This is a genomic window from Hwangdonia lutea (assembly GCF_032814565.1).
Lineage (GTDB): Bacteria > Bacteroidota > Bacteroidia > Flavobacteriales > Flavobacteriaceae > Hwangdonia > Hwangdonia lutea.
On record NZ_CP136521.1, the window covers coordinates 1,526,905 to 1,544,024 of the forward strand.

The 17,120-nt window shown below is 35.0% G+C and carries 11 protein-coding genes and 1 tRNA gene; 6 read left to right on the plus strand and 6 right to left on the minus strand.

Going from position 1 to position 17,120, the window contains the following annotated elements:
* Window positions 1-2: 2 nt before the first annotated feature.
* A complete protein-coding gene (locus RNZ46_RS06590; RefSeq protein WP_316984590.1) occupies window positions 3-275 on the plus strand; it encodes a helix-turn-helix domain-containing protein in 273 nt (90 codons plus the stop codon).
* On the opposite strand, the gene RNZ46_RS06595 is transcribed toward RNZ46_RS06590, so the two are convergent.
* From RNZ46_RS06595 to rseP, 3 genes are all read right to left on the minus strand, one after another.
* Window positions 272-1,471, minus strand: coding sequence for a site-specific integrase (locus RNZ46_RS06595; RefSeq protein WP_316984591.1), 1,200 nt, complete (start codon window positions 1,469-1,471; stop codon window positions 272-274). The two genes, RNZ46_RS06590 and RNZ46_RS06595, sit on opposite strands and share 4 nt — an antisense overlap.
* Window positions 1,472-1,764: 293 nt before the next feature.
* Window positions 1,765-1,838 (minus strand) — tRNA-Asn (locus tag RNZ46_RS06600).
* A gap of 72 nt (window positions 1,839-1,910) precedes the next feature.
* Window positions 1,911-3,257 carry an RIP metalloprotease RseP gene (rseP, locus tag RNZ46_RS06605; RefSeq protein WP_316984592.1) on the minus strand — a complete coding sequence of 449 codons (1,347 nt, stop codon included), beginning with the start codon at window positions 3,255-3,257 and terminating at the stop codon, window positions 1,911-1,913.
* Window positions 3,258-3,442: 185 nt separating this feature from the next.
* Here rseP and RNZ46_RS06610 point away from each other — a divergent pair, with 185 nt between their 5' ends.
* Window positions 3,443-4,114 carry an SCO family protein gene (locus RNZ46_RS06610; protein WP_316984593.1) on the plus strand — a complete coding sequence of 224 codons (672 nt, stop codon included), beginning with the start codon at window positions 3,443-3,445 and terminating at the stop codon, window positions 4,112-4,114.
* 285 nt (window positions 4,115-4,399) lie between these two features.
* On the opposite strand, the gene RNZ46_RS06615 is transcribed toward RNZ46_RS06610, so the two are convergent.
* On the minus strand, window positions 4,400-5,008 hold the full coding sequence (locus tag RNZ46_RS06615; protein ID WP_316984594.1) for a superoxide dismutase: 609 nt from the start codon (window positions 5,006-5,008) through the stop codon (window positions 4,400-4,402).
* 126 nt (window positions 5,009-5,134) lie between these two features.
* Between RNZ46_RS06615 and RNZ46_RS06620 the strand changes: the two genes are divergently transcribed.
* From RNZ46_RS06620 to RNZ46_RS06640, 4 genes are all read left to right on the plus strand, one after another.
* Complete coding sequence (locus tag RNZ46_RS06620) at window positions 5,135-8,269, plus strand: UvrD-helicase domain-containing protein (RefSeq protein ID WP_316984595.1); 3,135 nt, start codon at window positions 5,135-5,137, stop codon at window positions 8,267-8,269.
* Between the two features lie 577 nt (window positions 8,270-8,846).
* Entirely contained in the window at window positions 8,847-10,208 is a 1,362-nt protein-coding gene (locus tag RNZ46_RS06630; RefSeq protein WP_316984596.1) for an OmpA family protein, read from the plus strand.
* Window positions 10,209-10,301: 93 nt separating this feature from the next.
* Window positions 10,302-13,058 (plus strand): PD-(D/E)XK nuclease family protein, encoded by a 2,757-nt coding sequence (locus RNZ46_RS06635; protein ID WP_316984597.1) that lies wholly within the window; start codon window positions 10,302-10,304, stop codon window positions 13,056-13,058.
* Window positions 13,059-13,907: an alpha/beta hydrolase family protein gene (locus tag RNZ46_RS06640; protein WP_316984598.1), complete on the plus strand. Its 849-nt coding sequence runs from the start codon at window positions 13,059-13,061 to the stop codon at window positions 13,905-13,907.
* A gap of 22 nt (window positions 13,908-13,929) precedes the next feature.
* Here the strand turns inward: RNZ46_RS06640 and bglX are convergent, their stop codons facing one another.
* Complete coding sequence (gene bglX, locus RNZ46_RS06645; RefSeq protein ID WP_316984599.1) at window positions 13,930-16,248, minus strand: beta-glucosidase BglX; 2,319 nt, start codon at window positions 16,246-16,248, stop codon at window positions 13,930-13,932.
* Between the two features lie 14 nt (window positions 16,249-16,262).
* Entirely contained in the window at window positions 16,263-17,117 is an 855-nt protein-coding gene (locus RNZ46_RS06650) for an endonuclease/exonuclease/phosphatase family protein (RefSeq protein ID WP_316984600.1), read from the minus strand.
* Window positions 17,118-17,120 lie beyond the last annotated feature (3 nt).

The window sequence follows — 17,120 nt, forward strand, 5'->3', positions numbered from 1 at the left end:
AAATGATGGAATTCTCAGATGAAAAGCTAAAGCTATTGAAAAGCTCTATACCCAAGGAAATTGGTAATAGGGTTAGGCATTTCAGAAAGGAAAAAGGCTACACTCAAACTGAGTTAGCCCAAATCGTAGGGAAGGATAGGCAATATTTATATAAAATTGAAAAAGGTAAGGTAACACCCAACGTAGTTACAATTGCCATTCTTGCCATGGCATTGGAAATTCCATTAAAAGACCTATTTGACTTTGATGAAAAAAGCACTACAAAGGGAAGCTAACAACCTCCCTTTATTTTATTAATCTCTAAACTAATCCTTTTTTGCACTACCTTACCATAACTTTCCTGAGTTACTTTCATACTGGAATGCCCCAATAACTCGCTAACAATTTCCATCGGTACATTATTATAAAGCAATACGGTACTTGCAAAGGTTCGTCTAGCCATATGTGTAGTAAGGTTCTTATCAATCCCAACAATAGTAGCTATTTCCTTTAAATAGGAATTATAACGCTGGTTACTTATTCTGGGAAATACCAAATTATCTTCATTCTGGTAAATATTTAAAATAGTTTCAGCCTTTGATAGCAATGGAACAGATAGTTCCCTAGAGGTCTTCTCTCGCTTAATTTTAATCCACAGGTTATCGTCAAAACCAACAAATATATGCTTGTTTTCCAACCGCATCAGCTCATTATACGGCAAACCTGTATAACAGCAGAATACAAATAAGTCCTTTACAAATCGCAACCTAGATTGGCTAAAATTGTGATTCTCCAGTTTTTCAAGTTCCTCTGCTGTCAAAAACACCACTTTTTTAATAATGTTTTTGGCTTTATAAAGCATAAATGGGTCTTTAATTAAATATCCTTCTGCTACCGCAACTCTTATCACTTTTCTAAAACGTTGTATCTTTTTGTTTATCGTAATCTGTTTTAATTGTGGATTATGCGTTGTTTTATAATAATAATCCAAATCTGTTAAAAAATTAGATTTTAACTCTTTTAGAGGAATATCATTAGTTTTAAATTTAAATTTAACAAAGCGTTTTATATCAAGCTTAATGTACTCAAACTTATTATAAGTTACTTGCTTTATATCAATACTTACAAGTGCTTTAAGTGTATCTAAATAGTTCTCATAGAATTGGATTAGATTGTAATCTTTTGTGGCTTTTTTGCCTTTGTAGGCGTTATAAACATCATCTACAGTAAAGTTTTCTTCTTTAACTTGAAGCAATAAAAAAGCCTTATTAATTTTGGTTTTAATAAGGCTTAGTTGTGTGTTTATAAATTCAGCATCAGGTTCTAGTGGTTTTACTAATTGTTGTTTGCTATTCCAGTTTTTGGGATTTACGAATTGTCCTGTAGAGAATTCTTTACGTGTTTTATTGTATGTTATTCTGCATCTAATAGGACATTTTCCTTTAGAATTGATTTTAGATTTATACAATAGGAATAATATATTTAATTTCATGATTTTCAATATTTTATTAGATTATTCAATGGTACACCTTGAAGAAAAAATGGTACACCTTATAGTATGCCTTTTAAGTTAAAAAACTTGACAACTTGACTTTTGAAGTAAAATGTAGGTAGTGCAGTAAATGCAGGTAACACAAGGAAAGTTTTGAGCACAAAAAAACCCAACACTTTCGTATTGGGTTTGTTTGCTCCTCTTCTTGGGCTTACTTCGACTACGCTCAGCATAAACTTCTCACCCAATCTTTTCCACAAAAAAACCCAACACTTTCGTATTGGGTTTGTTTGCTCCTCTTCTTGGGCTCGAACCAAGGACCCTCTGATTAACAGTCAGATGCTCTAACCAACTGAGCTAAAGAGGAAGGTTATTTTCTCTTAAGCGAGCGCAAATATATATATATTTTTAATTACTGCAAATTTAATAATTAAAAATTTTAATTAAAAATAGCTTTGTAAATATCGTTGCCGTTGGCAAATAATACTAATGCAATTAATATAAAGAAACCAACCATTTGGGCATACTCCATAAACTTGTCTCCTGGTTTTCTTCCAGAAATCATTTCATATAACAAAAACATAACATGCCCACCGTCTAAAGCCGGAATTGGCAGTAAGTTTAAAACCCCAAGCATTATGGACAAAAAGGCTGTTATGCCCCAAAACGCTTGCCAACTCCAAACGTTGGGGAATATATCGAATATGGCTTTAAAGCCGCCTACGCCTTTGTATGCGCCCGTGCTTGGTGTAAAAATGGCTCCTAATTGATCCCAATACGACAGCATTCTGTCTTTGGTTTTCTTTAATCCTACTGGGAATGATTCGAAAAAACCATATTTTTTGGTATCGTACTTGTAATAACCTAAAGCCTCCAATGTTTTTGGTGTGGAACGAGAGGCATAGACCAACCCTAACTTACTGTCGTCACTAATTTTTAACGGTATTGTTATTTCTTCATTATCTCTTAAAACTGTAGCCTCAACATCTTGTCCTTTAAATTTTTGTAAACCTTGTATTACCTCATCAGCATATTTGGTTTTAAAATCGTTTAATGCAATTATAATATCGCCTTTTCTTAAGCCAGCATTTTTATTAAACGATGTATCCGGAACCTCAATAACAATAAAAGGTTCTCTTAAATCTATAAATCGTTTTTCTTTTGAATCTATTAATTGGGCTAAAAAATCTTCAGGTAAAGTAACCGTTGATGTGTTTCCGTTTCTTTCTATAGAAATTTCTGTGCCAAATAGCACTTTCTCTGAAATTTGAGAAAAGTTTTCGATTTTCTCTCCATCGACGGCTAAAATCTTATCGCCCGTTAAAAGTCCCGCCTTATTAGCTACGGTACTTTCAATTAAAAGTCCATCTTTAATATGGTCGTTTGGCAAAAATTTATCGCCATAAAAATAGCTCATTCCTATATAAATGAGAATAGCCAACAAAAAGTTTACCGTAACACCACCCAACATAATAATTAAACGCTGCCATGCAGGTTTCGAGCGAAATTCCCATGGCTGTGGCTCTTTTGCCATTTGCTCGGTGTCCATGCTTTCGTCAATCATACCAGCAATTTTAACGTATCCGCCCAAAGGCAACCAGCCTATGCCGTAAACCGTATCGCCAATTTTCTTTTTGAATAGTGAAAATTTTACATCAAAAAACAAATAAAACTTTTCTACTCTGGTTTTAAATGCTTTCGCAGGAAGAAAGTGCCCTAATTCGTGCAAAACAATCAATAGTGAAAGACTCAATAAAAATTGAGATATTTTAATAACAAACTCCATATATCTTCTGTCAGATTTTTATAATCGCACAAAAGTAAGCTTTTAAACCAACTTTAAAAAGACAATTATTTAATGCGCATTTTTTTAACATGATTTTAAGTTTAACTTAAATCTTAAGAGTTTAAATTTTTAGTCGTGCCGCATTCATTGTATTTTTGCAACGGTTTAATTTTTAATTTCTAATAATGCTTTCGTTTTTTAAAGACTACAAAGGGTTTGCCATTGTTTTTGCAGGTATTTCGCTGGTTATTGTACTTATTATTTATAACACTTTAAATGTTTACAAACCGCTGCCTATTTACCAACCCGCCATGGTTAGTACCGAGTTGGTGGACAGCACCATTCAGCACCAAAAAAAATACCATAAAATAGCCGATTTTAAACTTATAAACCAAAACGGAAGAACCATTACTCAAAACGATTACAAAGACAAAATTTATGTTGCCGATTTCTTTTTTACCACATGCCAGACGATTTGCCCGATTATGACCGACCATATGGCGCAGATTCAAAAAGAAATTATGAATGACAACGATATTATGTTGCTTTCACATACAGTAACGCCCGAAATTGATACCGTGGCTCAACTAAAACGCTATGCTCAAAAAAAAGGGGTTAACGACGATAAGTGGAATTTGGTAACCGGCGATAAAAAGCAGATTTACCAACTTGCCAGAAAAAGCTATTTGGCTGTTAAAGATCATGGCAACGGTGATGCTTTTGATATGATACACACCGAAAACTTTATGCTTATTGATAAAAAACGACAGATTCGCGGATTTTACGATGGCACCAACCCTGAAGATATCGATAAGCTTCTTAACGATATTGAGGTTTTGAAAGCTGAAAAAAAATAGTGTTGGTTTTTTAAGCCTTTGAGCACTGCAAATTGAACCTCTTTTTTGGTTTTGCCGGTTATTTGGAGGAAAGGTACGCTAGGGATAGCAGTGGCATCCTTTTTTGAAGTACGAGAAAAAGATATAACGTCCCGATAACTATCGGGAAGACCGACCTTTAGATAGCGCCATAAAAAAAATCGTCTAATAAAAAACTTACTAGACGATTTATATTTTTAATGAGATGCTTATACTACACTGAGCATAAACAACTAACAAAATTGTATCATAAAATTGGTTCGCTACTTATTTCGCTTCGGCGTAACGTTTTTCAACCTCATTCCAGTTAATTACCTTAAAAAACGCATCGATATAATCTGGACGACGGTTTTGATAATTTAAATAATACGCGTGTTCCCAAACATCCAATCCTAAAATTGGTGTGCCTCCGCAACCAACTCCTGGCATTAATGGGTTATCTTGGTTCGGCGACGAACAGATTTCCACTTTACCGCCTTTGTGCACACATAACCAAGCCCAACCAGAGCCAAAACGTGTTGCAGCAGCTTTACTAAAGGCCGCGATAAATTCGTCTTTTGAGCCATAAGCGGCTTCAATAGCATCCTTTAAATCGCCCGATAAGTATCCTTTATCTTCCGGATTCATAACCGACCAAAATAAGCTATGGTTGTAAAATCCGCCACCGTTATTTCTAACTGCGCCGTTGCTCATATCCAAATTTGTTAGAATATCTTCAATAGATTTTCCTACTAAATCTGTGCCTTCAATAGCATTATTTAAGTTGTTTGTATATCCTTGGTGGTGTTTTGTATGGTGTATTTCCATTGTGCGTGCATCAATATGAGGCTCTAAAGCATCATAAGCATATCCTAATTTCGGTAATTCGAAAGCCATAATTTTCTGTTTTTAAAATATTAGTATTTATTTTCATTCAAATTTACGGATAAAACACATCAATTAAAAATAATAAATTGCTATCTGTCTATTGATAGTTTCTATATTGTCCCTAAATTTGTTTTTATGCATCCCAACCACCCTTTTACTATTTACAACGCTTCTGCCGGTAGCGGAAAAACCTATTCGTTGGTTAAAGCCTATTTAAAAATCCTTTTCAACTCAAACAACCTACATCTTTTTAACCGCATTTTGGCTATTACATTTACCAATAAAGCGGTTGCCGAAATGAAAGACCGCATAATTGAAACCTTAAAAGCGTTTTCCGATGAGGCCATTTTAAGCACTTCAAATAGTATGTTTGATGCTATTTGTGAGGAACTCGGTATGGAACCTGAAGCGCTTCACAAAAAAGCAGAAAAACTACTCAACACCATTATTCATAATTATGCGGCGTTCGATATTTCTACTATTGATGGCTTTACGCATAGATTGATTCGCACCTTTGCCCACGATTTAAAATTGCCTTTAAATTTTGAAGTTGAACTGGATCAAGATTCCCTTTTAAACGAAGCCGTTGATAGCTTAATATCTAAAGCCGGAACAGATGAGGCGCTAACCAAGGTGTTGGTTGATTTTGCTATTGAAAAAGCCGATGACGACAAAAGTTGGGATGTGTCTTTCGATTTTAACAAAATTGCAAAATTGTTGGTTAACGAAAACGATATGCCGTTTATTGAAACTTTAAAACACAAAACTTTAAACGATTTTAAAGCGCTTAAATCGCATTTAAAAAAAGAGATTTCTGCTTTTGAAACTACTATAATTGAAGCAGCTCAAGGTGTTTTAACCCTAATTGAAGAGGCAGGTTTAGAATTTGGTGATTTTTCAAGTAGTTATTTACCTAAACATTTTAAAAATTTATCAGATAAAAAATTCAATGTGAAATATGGAAATAAATGGCAAGAAAATTTAGAAACGGAAACATTATACCCAAAGCGTGTTTCCGAAGATGTGGCATCCATAATTAATCAAATTCAACCGCAATTGGTAGCGGCTTTTAACACTACAAAACAAGCTGTTTTTCATCTTAAATTTTTAAAAGCGTTTTATAAAAACGTTACGCCACTTTCGGTTTTAAATGCCATAAATAATGAGTTAGGTGATTTAAAAACGGAGCAGAACAAAATGCTGATTTCAGAATTTAATGCCATTATTAGCAAAGAAATAAAAAACCAGCCCACACCTTTTATTTACGAGCGTATTGGCGAAAAATTCAAGCATTATTTTATCGATGAGTTTCAAGACACATCGGTTTTGCAGTGGGAAAACCTAATACCGTTATTAGAGAATTCACTCTCTGCCGAAAACGGCACTACCATGTTGGTGGGCGATGCCAAACAAGCCATTTACCGATGGCGCGGTGGTAAAGCGGAACAGTTTATAGATTTGTTTAATAAAAAAGAACAGCCATTCCAGATTAAACAAAAGGTAGAAACGCTGGAGGAAAATTACCGGAGTTTTAAAGAAATCGTAGCGTTTAACAATGGCTTTTTTAAGTTTTTAGCAAATCTAGTTTTTACGGCTAATGATTATAAAGCTCTTTACGAAAACGCCCATCAAAACATAACTAAAACGGAAGCGGGTTATGTGAATTTTTCGTTTTTAGAAATTGAAAAAGATGATGATAGGGACGCGCATTTCTCTGAAAATACCTTAAACACCATTAACAACTGCTTGGAAAATGGTTTTGATTTGGAGGATATTTGCATTTTGGTGCGAAAGAAAAAAGAAGGCGTTGCCGTCGCCAATTATTTGAGCCAAAATAACATTCCTATCGTATCTTCAGAGACTTTATTGTTAAATAATTCAGACGAGGTTAATTTTATAAATAATGTTCTCTCGCTTTTAAATCAGCCTAAAAACAACGAAATAAAAATTGCTGTTTTAAATTATTTAACAACGCTTTTCAACATTGAAAACAAGCACGAATTCTTTTCAAACCATATTAACCTTTCATTATCTCAATTATTTAAAAGTTTTGAAAAATTCAGCATCCAAATAAACAGCAGCAATCTGCTTCAATTGCCGCTTTACGATTTGGCGGAAACCATTGTGAGGAGCTTCAATTTAGTAAAAACATCAAACGCTTACATTCAGTTTTATTTAGATGTGGTTTTAGATTTTTCACAAAAAAAAGGATCGGATATTTCTGGGTTTTTACAGTATTTTGACAAGAAAAAAGAAAGCTTAAGCATAGTATCGCCCAAGGGTCAAAATGCGGTTCAAATCATGACGATACACAAATCGAAAGGTTTAGAGTTTCCGGTGGTTATTTTTCCGTTTGCCGATTTGGATATTTATAGAGAGTTGGAGCCCAAAGAATGGTTTGCATTAAACAAAGACACTTACAACGGGTTTTCGCACACCTTATTGAATTACAATAAAGATTTCGAGTTTTATGGCGACGAAGGTTTGCGTATTTTTAACAAACATCAATCTGAACAGGAATTAGACAACATCAATCTGCTTTATGTAACCTTAACACGCGCTGTGGAGCAGTTGCATGTTATTTCAACCAAAGATATTTCAGCAAAAGGCGAGGTAAACACCAAAAGATATTCGGGCTTGTTTATCGCATATTTAAAACACATCAACGCATGGGAAGATTCTAAATTAACGTACAGCTTCGGGAATGATAAAAGAACTTTTGAAAAGGAAATTTTGAAAAAAGAAACTCAAATTCAGCATCAATTTATTTCAACAGCAAAAGAAACGCACAATATAAACGTGGTAACAAAATCGGGGTTACTTTGGGACACCGCCCAAAAAGAAGCTATTGAAAAGGGGAATCTCATCCACAATATCATGTCTAAAATCAACACCAAAGACGATATTGATTCTGCTATAAACGATTTTATCAATTCAGCTTCAATAAACCAAGAACAAGCTGCAATTTTAAGCACAACGGTAAACGAAATTGTAAATCATTCAAAAGTTCAAAACTATTACACATTAAATCATACCAATTATAATGAGCGCGATATTATTACAAAAGAAGGCATGATTTTACGTCCGGATCGCGTGGTTGTCAATGCCAATAACGAAGCTGTTATAATCGATTACAAAACGGGTTTTGAAGATAAAAAACACGCTCAACAATTACAATTGTACCAAGACGTTTTGGAAGAGATGAATTTAAAAGTGACCGAGAAAATTCTTATTTATATAAATGATGATATTCAGATAAAAGAAATTTAACTTTACCCGTTGTGCATTTTGAATGAAAATAATTTCTATATGTCAGTTCGAGTGATTTTGAGGAACGAAAAATTGTATCGAGAACCCATTTATGGTTCAAAAATTCTTATTCTCGATACAAATTTCACTCATTCAATCGTAAAATTCACTCGAATTGACAGAATTCTGCCAAAATGCACAACGGGTTAACTTCATTAATACAAATCCATTTTCAGCATTATTATAGGAAATTATAAATATGCCACACCAACCTCTAAATCTTGCAAAATTGACGAAAACCAAGGCAAATATGCTTTAAAAGAAGGTATTTACGTTATTGGGTTCTTTTTATTCGTTGTACCGAAACGCAAAGCAAGAATTCGCGTACAACTAATGATGGTTCATGAAAAATCACATTTAGACAAGGCTATTGCTGCGTTCGCCAAAGTTGGCCAACAACTCAATGTAATCTAAAATCTTTCTGAATTACTTATTATTACGAAGGATTCATCAATATTTTTATATATTTGTCTTTGTTAATAACATTTAACAACTTACTTTTGCTTACAATTAACACTTAAAAATTAAACTTTTGAATATGAAAAATCTTAGCAGATTATTGTTCGCTATGTTGCTTGTACTTGGTTATAGCAACGCTAATGCGCAAGACGAAAACAACCCATGGCAAATTACCATTGGGGCAAACGCGGTAGACTTTTACCCTACGGGTGAAAACGCACCACTTGGTGATACGTTTGATGAGTTCTTTAATGTAGAAGACCATTGGAATATCTTACCATCTTTATCAACCATCTCTGTATCTAAATATTTAGGTGACGGTTTCTCTTTTGGAGTTGCTGGAGCTTTAAATAAAATCGATAAGTGGGGAGATGCTTCAGTTGATGATTTGTCTTACTACAGTGTAGATGGTACTATTAAGTACAGCCTTGGTAATTTACTTAACTCAAACACGCTTGAGCCTTATTTAGGTGCTGGTGGTGGTTACACTTGGGTTGACGAAGTTGGTGCTGGTACTGTAAATGGTACTTTAGGCTTAAATGTTTGGTTTAACGAGAACATTGGCTTAACACTACAGTCTGCATACAAACATGCATTTGAAGACTATTTACAAACACATTTCCAACATACAGTTGGTATTTCTATCAAATTTGGTGGAACTGATACTGACGGTGATGGCATTTACGATAAAGATGATGCTTGTCCAGATGTTGCTGGTTTACCTGAATTTGACGGTTGCCCTGATACTGATGGCGATGGCATTCAAGATTCTAAAGACGATTGTCCTAACGAGCCAGGTTTAGCTGAGTTTAACGGATGTCCTGATTCTGATGGTGATGGTGTTCCAGATCATTTAGATGAGTGTCCTACTGTAGCTGGATTAAAAGCTTTAGCTGGATGTCCAGATGCTGATGGTGATGGTGTTGCCGATAAAGATGACAAGTGTCCTAACGAAGCTGGTCCTGCTGCTAACAACGGTTGTCCTTGGCCAGACAGAGACGGTGATGGTGTTTTAGATAAAGACGATAACTGTCCAGACGTTAAAGGTACTGTAGCTAACAACGGTTGCCCAGAAGTATCTGAAGCGGTTCAAAAAACGCTTAACGAATATGCTAAAACCATCTTATTTGATACAGGTAAATCTACTATCAAAAACGAGTCGGCTAAAGTATTATCTGATATTACAGCCATCTTAAAAGAATACACAAATTCTAAATTTACCATAGAAGGTCATACTGATAGTACTGGTAGTGCAAAACTTAACCAGTCGTTATCTGAAGCTAGAGCACTTTCTGTAAAAGAATATTTAGTTAAGAATGGTATCGATGAGTTTAGATTATCTGCACTTGGTTACGGAAAAGACAGACCAATTGACACTAACAAAACTAGAAAAGGTAGAGCTAACAACAGACGTGTTGAAATTAACTTAGTTAAAGAATAACACTCTATTTTAGTTAACAAATAAGTTTTTAAAAACGCTTCGGTTATCCGAAGCGTTTTTTTATTTTTATATAGCAGTAACAACTCAGCTTTAATGACAACTTTTATTTTTGATGTTTTAAAAGATTTACAAGATTCCAAAACAAATCTTTCTAAACTAAACTTTGTTTTACCCAGTAAAAGAGCTGGTTTGTTCTTAAAGCATCAACTTTATCGAGTTACCAACGAAACCATTTTTTCGCCTGAAATCATTAGTATAGAAGAGTTTGTAGAAAACACATCTCAACTAAAACCAATTTCAAATACTGAGCTTTTATTTGAATTCTATAATAGCTATCAAACGCTTACCAAAAAAGAAAATCAAGATGCTTTTGAGGTGTTCTCAAAGTGGGCGCAAATATTACTTCAGGATTTTAATGAGATTGATCGCTACCTCATTCCACAAGAAAACATTTTTAATTATTTAAGCGATATTCAAGAACTAAAACACTGGTCTTTAGAAGAAAACAAAACCGATTTTGTTAAAAACTACTTATCGTTTTGGAATAAGCTTTATACCTATTACACCCATTTCACTAAGCAACTTTTAAATAAAAATAGTGGCTATCAAGGATTGATTTACAGAGAAGCGGTTAAAAATTTAGACGATTACCTAAAAAACAACACCGAAAAACAGCATGTATTTTTAGGTTTCAATGCGCTAAATACTGCCGAGGAAACCATCATTCAAAAATTATTGGAACATAATGTGGCAAAAATTTATTGGGACATCGACCAAGTTTTTTTTAACAACCCAAAACACGATGCCGCATTGTTTACAAGACAGCATAAAACCCGTTGGAAATATTTTGAAAAAAATCCGTTTCATTGGATTACCAAAAATTATTCAAACGAAAAGAACATTTCAATTTATGGTGTTCCAAAAAACATTGGGCAATCTAAATACATCGGCACCCTATTAAATAATCTCAGTCAAAGTAACCCGTCGTTGCAAAATACTGCGGTAGTTTTGGGCAATGAAAATTTATTGATTCCGGTATTAAATTCGCTGCCATCAACTATCGAAGCCCTTAATATTACCATGGGGTTTCCGCTAAAATCCATTCCGCTGGCCTCACTTTTCGAGAGCTTATTTAAGCTTCATAAAAACCCATCAAAATCATTTTATTATAAAGATGTGGTCAACATTATAGCACACCAATTTATAAGGCCTTTATTTTATGTTGACGACACCGATTACGCCTCAAAACTCATTGAAACCATTGAGGCTAATAACATCATTTATTTAACGCCAGACAGGTTAAAGCAAATTGTGCCAAAGGCTGATACAATTATCGATATGCTCTTTAGCAATTGGCAAACATCTACTGACGAGGCCTTAAAAAACTGTTCGCAATTAATCTTAATTATTAAAAACGATTTAACTGAAAACAAAGCTTCAAATTTATTATCCTTGGAATATTTATTCCGATTCAACGCATTGTTTAACGAGTTATCGCGACTTAATTCAGAATACAATCACATCAAAGATATTTCAGCATTATTTAGCATTTACAAAGAACTATTAAGCAGCGAAACACTAGATTTTCAGGGCGAACCCTTACAAGGTTTACAAATTATGGGTATGTTAGAGTCGCGTGTATTGGATTTTGAAACCGTTATAATTTCATCGGTAAACGAAGGCATATTGCCCTCTGGAAAAAGCAACAATTCCTTTATTCCGTTTGATGTTAAATTAGAAAATAACCTGCCCACGTATAAAGAAAAAGATGCGGTATACACCTATCACTTTTACAGGCTTTTACAACGCGCCAAAAACATTCATATTATTTACAACACCGAAGCCGATGTGTTAACTGGTGGCGAAAAAAGCAGATTTATTACGCAATTGCAGTTAGAAAATATTCATAAAATAAAGCATCAAATTATAGCGCCTCATGTGCCTATTTTAGAACCCAAATTAAATGAAGTACAAAAAACGCCCGAGCTGCTAAATCAAATTATTCAGGTTGCGAAACAGGGGTTTTCACCGTCTTCACTTACCAATTATATCCGGAATCCCATTGATTTTTATTATCAGAAAATATTAAAGGTAAAAGAGCATGACGATGCCGAAGAAACCGTAGCCGCAAACACCTTGGGAACCGTTGTGCACAACACCCTTGAAGATTTTTATGAGCCTTTTGTTAATACCTTTTTAACGGTTGAAAATATTACAGGTTTAAAAGCAAAAATTAATGAAAGGGTAAGCCATCATTTTAAAAAAGAATATAAAGAGGGCGATATTACCAAAGGCAAAAATCTTATTATTTTTGAAATAGCAAAGCGCTACGTATCTAACTTTTTAGATTTAGAAATTCAAGATTTAAAAGCTGGAAACCAAATAAAAATTATAGCCGTTGAAGCTGAAAATAAGGTATTAATTGATATTCCGGAACTCAATTTTCCGGTAAAATTAACCGGAAAAGTAGATCGCGTAGATGAATATAATGGGGTAACCAGAATTATTGATTACAAAACGGGTAACGTGAGCCAAAGCAGTATAGAAATTGTTGATTGGGAGGCCATTACTACCGATTACGATAAATACAGCAAAAGTTTTCAGGTGCTTACCTATGCGCTCATGATGCATCAATCCAATCAAATTCAGCTTCCCGTTGAAGCTGGTATTATTTCATTTAAAAACTTAAATTCTGGCTTTTTAAAATTTGCAAAAAAAGACAGTTCAAGAAGTAGAACCAAGAAATCGTTAATCACTCAAGACACTATTTCTTCATTTGAAACCGAACTAAAAAAACTCATTTTAGAAATTTGTAATTTAGATACACCTTTCATTGAAAAAGAAGTATAAATGAACATTGAAAAAAATATCATTATTGACGGCAAGCACGATAAACCAATTTTAACCGACTTGTTTTTTAAAGACGACAGCACTAAAAAGCCGGTAATAATATTTTGTCATGGCTACAAAGGTTTTAAAGATTGGGGCGCATGGGATTTAATGGCGGAAGCATTTGCCAAAGCGGGTTTTTATTTTGTTAAATTTAATTTTTCACATAATGGAGGCACTGTAAAACAGCCCATTGATTTTCCCGATTTGGAAGCTTTCGGAAACAACAACTACACCAAGGAATTAGACGATTTAGAATCTGTTATCGATTGGGTTTGCAGCAATCCTAAGTTAAAAAAGAATGCCGATACAAACAGCATCACTTTAATGGGACATAGTAGAGCCGGCGGGATTGTAACTATAAAAGCTGAAGAAGATAACAGGATAAAAAACGTAATTAGTATTGCCGGTGTTTGCGATTTCGGGAAAAGAACAGCAACATCTGGTGATTTAGAACAATGGAAAAAAGACGGTGTAAAATATGTTTTAAACGGACGAACAAAACAACAAATGCCGCATTACTATCAATTTTATGAAGATTTTATCGCCAACGAAAATAGGCTCACCATTAAACGCGCCGTATCGAATTTAAAAACCCCATATTTAATAATTCATGGTGATAACGACACCAGTGTTTTTTTAGAGGAAGCAAAACTACTTAATCGTTGGAACCCGAACAGTCAGCTAGAAATTATTGAAGGTGCCAATCATGTTTTTGGAGCACAGCATCCTTGGGAAAAAACTACGTTACCCAATCAATTAAAACAGGTTATCACTAAGGTTATGGCTTTCTTATCACATCAAAAATAAATATTGATTTTAAAGATTTTACTTATTCAATAACACTGAAACTTTTCTTTAAAGACGTTGTAGAATCGCCTCCCACCCAAACATTAAATTTACCGGGTTCTACTTCCCACTTGTTATTTGCCGTGTAAAATTGAAGCATTTTAGCGTTTATAGTAAAATTAATGGTTTTGGTTTCCCCTCCTTTTAGCATTACCTTTTCGAAACCTTTTAACTCTTTTACAGGTCTTACAAAGCTCCCAACCAAATCTCGAATATAAAGTTGCACAACTTCTTCCCCCGCTCTGTTGCCGGTATTGGTCACATTTACTGATGCTTTTATGTCGTCGCTAGCTTTAATTTCGGTTTTATCCAATTGTAAATTATCATAACTAAAGGTTGTATAACTCAAGCCAAAACCGAAGGGATACAATGCCTTTTTGGGCGCATCTCTGTAGCCGGAGAACGTAACGTGTTTATTGCTATACGGTCGTCCAGTGTTTTTTTGGTTGTAATATAAAGGCTCTTGACCAACGTTGTGCGGAAAAGATACCGGTAATTTTCCCGAGGGATTATAATCCCCAAAAACAACATCGGCAATGGCATTACCAGATTCCGATCCTAAATGCCAGCACTCTAAAATGCTTGGTGCAATTTCAGAGGCACGACTTAAATCCATGGGCCTGCCATTCATTAAAACAATTACAATGTTTTTATTCACTTTATAAACCGCTTCCAGCAATTCATTTTGAAGCCCTAAAAAACCGATATTGGTTTGACTGCGCCCTTCGCCTGTTTGATACGCATTTTCACCAATTGCCAATAAAACAACATCAGATTTTTTAGCAGCTTCAACGGCTTTTGTAATTCCCGAGTCATCTGTGGTGTTAAATTTTAAAGGTAATAAGAACTGATTTGCTCCAGGCTCTATAGTTGGAATGGTTAAATCGACACCTTTTGCATAATGTATTTTGGTGTTTTCTCCAACAGCGTTTTTAATACCTTCCAATAATGAAACTGCCGAATTATATTCCCCTTTGGCCCGCCAGTTTCCTAACGGTGAATCTTTATCATCTGCCAAGGGACCAATAACGGCAATACTTCTAATTTGTTTAGACAGTGGCAGCACGTTGTTTTCATTTTTAAGCAATACAATAGATTTTTTTGCAACATCGCGTGCTATGGCTAAGTTTTCTTTAGAGTACACATTATCTTTTTCGCGTTGCTCGTTGCAGTATTTGTAAGGATCATCAAAAAGTCCCAATTCAAATTTCAACCTTAAAACCCGTTTTACCGCATCATCAATTTGGTTGATGGAAATCTTATTTTCGCTAAGTAAAGTTTCCAAATGTGCTTCGTAAGCATAGGATTCCATATCCATATCGCTTCCTGCATTTAAAGCTATTTCGGCAGCATGTTTTTTGTCTTCAGCATAACCATGTGCCCGCATTTCGCCAATGGAACCCCAATCTGAAACCACCAATCCATTCCAGTTCCATGCACCTTTCAAAATATCGCGTTGTAGAATTTTATGCCCTGTGGCAGGAATGCCATCAATATCGTTAAAAGCATTCATAAATGTTGCCGCACCTGCTTCGGCCGCTGCCTTAAAAGGTGGTAAAATGGTGTTGTGCAGCTCGTTTGCCCCAACATTAACGGTGTTGTAATCCCGACCAGCCTCTCCAAAGCCATAGCCTGCAAAGTGTTTAGCGCAAGCTGCAATGGTGTAAATATCAGATAAGTCGTCTCCTTGAAATCCTTCAATACGCGCCACGCCAACAACGGCATTTAAGTAAGGGTCTTCGCCAGCACCTTCCATAACGCGTCCCCAACGGGCATCTCTAGATACATCAATCATGGGCGCGAAGGTCCAATTTAAGCCCGAAGCAGCACTTTCTTTGGCTGCAATGGCGGCTGATTGTTTCATAATACCTAAATCCCAACTAGCCGTTTCACCCAACGGAATGGGAAATATGGTTTTATACCCGTGAATAACATCATAAGCAAAAATTAAAGGGATTTTAAGCCTTGAATGCTCCATAACAATTTTTTGGGTTTCCCGAATACTCGCCACAGACGTTATATTTAACATCGAACCCACCTCACCTTTTTTAAGCTTCTCAAATTTATGCTGATCGCCTTTTGTTGATGACGGTCCGGTAGCGTTCCATTTTCCACTGTATTGCACTAATTGCCCGATTTTTTCGTTTATCTGCATTAATGCCAAAACAGAATCTACCTTTTTTTCAATACTTTCATTTAAAGTTGAATGTTGGGGTTTAGTCGTTTCGTTTATACAGCTAAATACGGTAATAATTAGACTCGAAATAATGATGAATTTTAAAGGAAGAATTGATATTTTCATGTTTTAATGCTGTTCTATTTTAAGGTTAATTCAATAAACACCGGAAAATGATCGGATGGATATTTTAAATCTATGGAGCTTGATAAAACGCCGTATTTTTCGACTCCAATTTTTGAAGATTTTGATAACATGATGTAATCTATTCTTCGCTTAACAGGCTCGTTAAACTTGAAACCGTTGAATGTTCCGTTTGATCCAAAAACAAGTTTTGCTTTATCTTTTGAATCGTCTAGGGTTTGTTTAAGATTTGTGATGAGCTCACTTTGCGGCTCTACATTAAAATCGCCCATCATAACTACCGGAAAATCACTGGTGTTTAAAGCCTTTATTTTTTTAAGAATAAGTTGCATGCCTTGTAACTGTGCTTCCCTTCCAACGTGGTCTAAATGCGTATTGAACACCCAAATTTTTTGATTATTTTCGAGTAAAGTAAAAAGTCCGTAAGTACAAATTCTTGGATAGGCAGCATCCCAACCCATTGAGATTTGATTGGGCGTTTCAGATAACCAAAAGGTGTTTTCTTCTTCTACTTTTAGTTCTTTTGAATTGTAAAATATCGCTGAAAACTCGCCTTTATTATCGCCATCGCGACCAATGCCGATTGTTTTATAATCTATTAAGGCTTCTTTTAAATCTGCCATTTGATTGGGTCGCGCTTCCTGAACACCCAGAATATCCGGGCTGTAAAACAGTACTTGCGAGCTTAAAAAATCTTTTCTGTTTGCCCAGGCGTTCTCGTCATCGGAAGCTATGTCCAAACGGATGTTGTAAGTCATCACATTTAGGCTTTGGTTTGCTTGTTTTTTTTCGTTTTTACAACTAGAAAAACCGATAAACAAAATTAATATCAGGTGTGTTAAATGCTTCATTTT